Genomic DNA, 4,965 nt, shown 5'->3' with positions numbered 1-4,965 from the left:
CCGTCATTTCTCATCGACAGCCGTCAGTCCAGCGATCACCACCTGCCTCCGAAACCGGTCGACAATCGCTGTTCCTAGAGATCAACGAAGCCACCACGCCCGGGGTGGACCGGTGACCTGGATCCTGAGCACCGTCATCCGTCTGCTGCTGCGCGCCGCCGGGCCGCTCGTCCGGCGCGGTCTGCCGTATCTCGCCCTGGCCGCCATGGCCACGCTCGTGTGCGGCGTCACCCTCGCCACCGGGTACGGAATCCGCGCCATCGCCCTGTGGCTGACGGCCGCAGCGTGGCCGCTGGTCACCGTGCTGCTCGGACTGCTGGGAGCGGTGCTCCACCTCGCCGGGCTCGTGGGCCTGGTCGCGGTCGTCCTTCTCATGCCGCTGGTCATCGCGGCCGACGTCCTCACCGGGTCGCCCGCCGCCCGCACTCGACCGCCACGGTGCTGAACTCCTCTTCCAGGTCCTGACCGAACGCAAGCAGAAGAACAGCGTCGCCATCGCCTCCAACGAGTCCTTCGGAGGTGGGACCAAGACCTTCACCGACCTCCGCCTCTGCGCGGCCATCGTCGACCGGCTCTCGGCGCGGCCGGCTGCGCCACCCAAGCAGCTGGTCGCACTGCTACTCCCGCCCTGCGGAACGGCACCCCAGGTCGCCGTTGCAGGCCGCGGGAACCGGGCGGCCGATCCGCTCACCGACCGAGCCCCGGTGCGCAGCATCGACCCCCAGGCCACTTCCGCGCCACGTTCTTCGAAAGGGCTCCCCGATGATCCGCCGTATCGCGACCCGTGCTGCCGTAGTCCCCGCCGTCATGGCGGTGGCCGCAGCAGCAGCCCTGACCGTCACCACCGCGCCGGCCGCCCACGCTGTCGGTGAGAACAGCCAGTGCACCCGCAACTGGGCCAACTTCAGTGCCACCGCGGGCAAAAACGCCTGGAACTTCCGCTCCGGCCCCTCCACCGGCTACAAGAGCCTCGGATACCTGTACCGCGGCGACGGGCTCACCGTGATGTGCAGCAAGGGCAACTGGGACTACGCCCAGATCATCAGCTCCAAGTCCGGGATCCGCAAGGGCACCAAGGGGTGGGTGCGCAGCGACGGCCTGATCAGCCTGGCGGGCTGAACAGTCACGACCTTCCGTACGCGCGCCGGGGCCCTTGGCCCAACTGGTGGACTTCGCCCAGTGGTCGACAGGGCTCGGCGCGGGAAACCACGGGTTACGTCCCCCTCCCGAACCAGTAGCGGCTGCCCGGCGGAGGAACGGCCACGTCCACGGGACGCCAAGCAGGACAACCGAGCATCGCGCTGCCCAGCGGGATGCCAGTGGGCGCTTTGGTCCGGGGTCGACACGTGGTCCTCACCCCTGCAGCGGCACACCCCCCCCCGCTTTCACTCCGGGCGGCAGGAACGGCAGCACCTGCCTGGCCTGGCCTGGCCTCGATCAAGGAGATCAGTCACATGTCAGCAGCTCTCCGCAAGACGGCCCTCACAGCAGCCTCGCTGGCCATGCTGGCCGGCGCGGTCGTCGTCGGAACCACCACCGAGGCCGCCGCTACCCCGCGGATCAACGCCTGCGGATCCAGCTACGCATTCCTGAAGTCGTGGCCGATCAAGGCCATGTACTGGACGCACGACGCCGGCAAGACCAAGGGGTACATCGATATCTACTACTCCCGCTCCACCGGCAAGAACTGTGCCATCGCCAGGCCGATCGACGGGGTCCACCTGCCTCGCGGGATCAAAGTCAAGATCGGCAAGAGCGGGTCCGGCTGGGCCGCACTCGACGGATACCAGGCCAATTTCACCAAGTACGCGGGACCGGTCTACGTCTCCGCCCGCAACACGTGCATCGACTTCGAGGGGGGCTTCTCCTACAACGCCACCTGGGACTCCTCGACCGCCTGGAGCAGCTACTCCGGGAAGCACTGCGGCTGATCAACGCGCCAAGGGCGTCGCGTGGCGGACCGAGGTGCCCGATTGCCGCCCCAAGGGGCGGGAGGGGGCCCAGATGCTGTCCGTCCCGCCGGAAGCGACGTTGAGGGCAGCTTGGCGGCCTGCTGGGCTTCTCGCCATGGCGGCTGTACGTCTTTCGCCGCTGCCGCCGTCCGTATGCCGCCGCCTGTCCCCCTGGGCCCCGGCGCACGGACGGCGGCCTTTTCCCGCACCCACGATTCCCCTTCTGCAGAGGCAGGTAGGCGATGGCCCACGCGCAGGTCCGCGACGTCCCCCGCACCACCCAGGCGCCGACCCGCGCACCGCAGCCGTCACCCCCGCCCGCGCCGGTCAGCGATCCGGCGCCACGGGCCACCCCGCCGACGTTCCGCGATGTACTGCGCCACCGATATTGCAGCCGTCTGCTGATCTCTTCGGTGACCGGCCGTCTGTCGCTGGGCATGGTGCCCGTCGCCCTGATCCTGGCGGCAGAGCGGGACGGTCACTCCCTGGCGACTGCCAGTCTGCTGGCCGCGCTCTACGGCATCGCCCCGGCGCTCGGCCTGCCGCTGCTGGGGCGGCTGGCCGACCTGCGCGGCCTGCCGCTGCCCTGCCAGCTCGGCGCCGCCCTGGTTGCCACCGCGCTGGGCACTCTTGCCGCGATGGGCACCTCCCACCTGCCGCTGGCCGCCGTGTGCGTCGCCCTGGCCGGAGCCGGATGCCCGCCGCTGGAGGGCGGGCTGCGATCGCTGTGGCACGCCGTACTGCCCGATGACGCGCACGTCCGCACCGCCTACACCCTGGACTCCTCCACCCAGGAGATCGTCTACGTCACCGGCCCCGCACTGGCCATCGCGATGGCCACCTGGCTCTCCCCGGCCGCGGCCCTCGCCCTGGCGGCCGCCGTCACCATGGCCGGCTCCCTCGCCTTCGCCACCACCCGCCCCGCCCGCACATGGCGGGCCGCACCGCGCCGCCGGCAGCGGCTCGGCGTCCTGCGCCCGCCCGCCATGCGGCCCCTGCTGATCTCCCTGGTCTTCCTCGGCGCCACGGTCGGCGCCCTCGACGTCGCCGGGATCGTCGTTGCCGAACGGCAGGACGTGCCCTGGCTCGCGGGCGCGCTGCCCGCGGTGTTCTCCGCAGCGGGGCTACTCGGCGGAGTCCTGTTCGCCCGCTTCCAGCCCGCGACCGCTCCCCGGCCGGGGCACCTGATGCTGCTGGGCGCCGCGTTCGCCGCCGGATGGCTTCCTCTGCTCGCCCCACTCCCGGCTGCGGCAATCCTCGTGCTGGCGATGCTGCCCGGCGCCTTGTTCGTCCCCCTGCTGACCGTGGCCAGCCTGACCGTCACCTCGCTCGCCCCACCAGGCACATCGACCGAGGCGGTCGGCTGGATGTCCAGCGCGATCCGCCTCGGCCTCGCAGGCGGCACCGCCCTGGCGGGCCCGCTCGGCGGCCACTTCGCCGTCCCGCTGATGGCCGCCGCTCTGTGCGCGCTTCTCCTCTCGGCCCGCACCGTGCCCGCCCCCACCACGGCCCAGGTGTGAGGCGGACGGACCGCAGAGCACCGCTCCCGCCTCCCGGAACGAATCCACGAACGCCAACCGCCGGATCCGCCTGCACGGCCCGCGCCCCGGATATGCGCTCGACGCCTGCCGGGACGCGGGCCTTCTCACTGCCGCCCGCAGGCCAGACCCTCCAGTGCCTCGGCCGCGCTGAGCGCCGCCAGAATCTGATGCTCGCCTGCCTTGGTCTCGAGCACACCGGCCGCCACTGCCTCGGCCAGCCAGCCCGCGTGGCCGAGTGCGGCCGCCACGGCGTGCCAGATCCCGCCTCGTGCCGGCACATGGTCGCCGTACGCGTCCTGCAGCCACTGGTGAGCGGCCCGCAGCGCGGCGGCGGCATCCCCGCCGTGCATATCCAGATCCTGAGCGGTCAGCGGCCGGATCCACGTGTCGACGTGCGACTGCACCACCTGTGTGTAGGCCCGATGGTCGGCCATCGTCCCGCAGCGCCCGCCCGGCGCGCGCGTTGTGCGTCGGCCGGGCCAGTTCCGGGCGAGCCACCAGCGCCTCGCACACACCTCCACCCGGTACTCCAGGACACGTCCCTTCTTCCGGCTGTGCGCCTCGACCACGTGCGTGGCGGGCGCGGAACAGACGGTGAGCTGGCGCAGTACAGGCATCGGGTCATTCCCTCCGTTGTGGCATTCGGCCATCGAGCCTGGCCGACCGGGAGGCCGCTGTCGGTTCCGCGGGCTCACACCGTGCGTGAGCGCCGTCACACTGCGACCGCGAGGCGGGCGGCCCGCCGGACGGACCGAGGCCACGGCGTCGGAGGGAATTTGTCCCGCGTCCGAGAACGCCGCAGCAACTCATATCCCACTCCCGGGAATTAGCGGATTTCATCCGCATTTGTCTCTGGCGGCGCGGAGCCCGCCCTGCTGAGATCACCTCTGTCCAACCGACGCTTCACCGTCTTCTCCGAGGAGCCTTCGAGATGAACCAGCGCCCGTCCAAGTCCCGCCCGCTGTCCGCCGTCCGCCCGCTGGTGTCCGTCCGGCCCTGCCTCTCCGCCCGCCCGGGCGAGGACCTCGCCGAGCGCCCGCTCGCCGTGCTCACGGCGCGCCCGTAGCCGCACAGGGCCTCCCCTCCCCAGCGCCCGCCCGGGCCCCTCTTGTCCCATCCAGCCCGGGCGGGCGCTGCCGCATCCGGGCCGCACCACCCCTCCCTGACCAAGGAACTCACCCCCGCCATGCACGCACCGTGGTGGCCGCCGGCGGCGGCGCCGTGTGGGCCGGATCCCGCCGACGACGCCAGGCGCACACGCCCGACAGCCAGTGACCGGCCGAACGGGGCACACCATGCGCCCCGTCCACGGACTGGTGGGGGGGGGGGGGGGGGGGGGGGGGGGGGGGGGGGGGAAGCGGAAGGGGGAGGGGGGGGGGGGGGGGGGGGGGGGGGGGAGGGAAGGGGGGATCCCCCCCCGCACGGCCTGAAGCGAGAGAAAAAAAAGGGGGAGGGCGGGTAACCAGACGTAG

General features: G+C 72.1%; 6 protein-coding genes and 1 pseudogene. 6 read left to right on the top strand and 1 reads right to left on the bottom strand.

From position 1 onward, the window contains the following. The first annotated feature begins 112 nt into the window (after positions 1-112). The 5 genes and pseudogenes from ACZ45Q_RS33930 to ACZ45Q_RS33910 all read left to right on the top strand — a co-directional run bounded on the left by ACZ45Q_RS33930 (position 113) and on the right by ACZ45Q_RS33910 (position 3,472). Complete coding sequence (locus ACZ45Q_RS33930) at positions 113-445, top strand: hypothetical protein (RefSeq protein ID WP_468269035.1); 333 nt, start codon at positions 113-115, stop codon at positions 443-445. Further along, positions 426-578 (top strand): annotated as a pseudogene (locus ACZ45Q_RS33925) (ATP-binding protein); the annotation flags it as partial. The gene ACZ45Q_RS33930 and the pseudogene ACZ45Q_RS33925, both read left to right, overlap by 20 nt. A gap of 184 nt (positions 579-762) precedes the next feature. Then, positions 763-1,119, top strand: a complete 357-nt coding sequence (locus tag ACZ45Q_RS33920) for an SH3 domain-containing protein (protein WP_468269032.1) — start codon at positions 763-765, stop codon at positions 1,117-1,119. A gap of 335 nt (positions 1,120-1,454) precedes the next feature. Next, positions 1,455-1,931, top strand: a complete 477-nt coding sequence (locus ACZ45Q_RS33915) for a hypothetical protein (RefSeq protein WP_468269029.1) — start codon at positions 1,455-1,457, stop codon at positions 1,929-1,931. A 263-nt stretch (positions 1,932-2,194) separates the two neighbouring features. Then, the gene (locus ACZ45Q_RS33910; RefSeq protein ID WP_468269026.1) at positions 2,195-3,472 is read left to right on the top strand and encodes an MFS transporter; all 1,278 of its coding nucleotides are present in this window, start codon (positions 2,195-2,197) and stop codon (positions 3,470-3,472) included. A gap of 125 nt (positions 3,473-3,597) precedes the next feature. On the opposite strand, the gene ACZ45Q_RS33905 is transcribed toward ACZ45Q_RS33910, so the two are convergent. After that, positions 3,598-4,110: a hypothetical protein gene (locus ACZ45Q_RS33905; RefSeq protein ID WP_468269023.1), complete on the bottom strand. Its 513-nt coding sequence runs from the start codon at positions 4,108-4,110 to the stop codon at positions 3,598-3,600. Positions 4,111-4,424: 314 nt separating this feature from the next. Between ACZ45Q_RS33905 and ACZ45Q_RS33900 the strand changes: the two genes are divergently transcribed. Beyond that, positions 4,425-4,559 carry a hypothetical protein gene (locus tag ACZ45Q_RS33900; RefSeq protein WP_468269020.1) on the top strand — a complete coding sequence of 45 codons (135 nt, stop codon included), beginning with the start codon at positions 4,425-4,427 and terminating at the stop codon, positions 4,557-4,559. Positions 4,560-4,965 lie beyond the last annotated feature (406 nt).

Source organism: Streptomyces sp. NPDC031049, from assembly GCF_055571015.1.
The sequence above is the reverse complement of the archived record's forward strand: the minus strand, read 5'-3'. Positions and strand labels throughout refer to the sequence as shown.

Bases quoted from the DNA above. Each gene is read 5' to 3' on its own strand.
- ACZ45Q_RS33905 (WP_468269023.1), bottom strand. From the start codon at position 4,110: ATGCCTGTACTGCGCCAGCTCACCGTCTGTTCCGCGCCCGCCACGCAC.
- ACZ45Q_RS33915 (WP_468269029.1), top strand. From the start codon at position 1,455: ATGTCAGCAGCTCTCCGCAAGACGGCCCTCACAGCAGCCTCGCTGGCC.
- ACZ45Q_RS33910 (WP_468269026.1), top strand. From the start codon at position 2,195: ATGGCCCACGCGCAGGTCCGCGACGTCCCCCGCACCACCCAGGCGCCG.
- ACZ45Q_RS33900 (WP_468269020.1), top strand. From the start codon at position 4,425: ATGAACCAGCGCCCGTCCAAGTCCCGCCCGCTGTCCGCCGTCCGCCCG.
- ACZ45Q_RS33920 (WP_468269032.1), top strand. From the start codon at position 763: ATGATCCGCCGTATCGCGACCCGTGCTGCCGTAGTCCCCGCCGTCATG.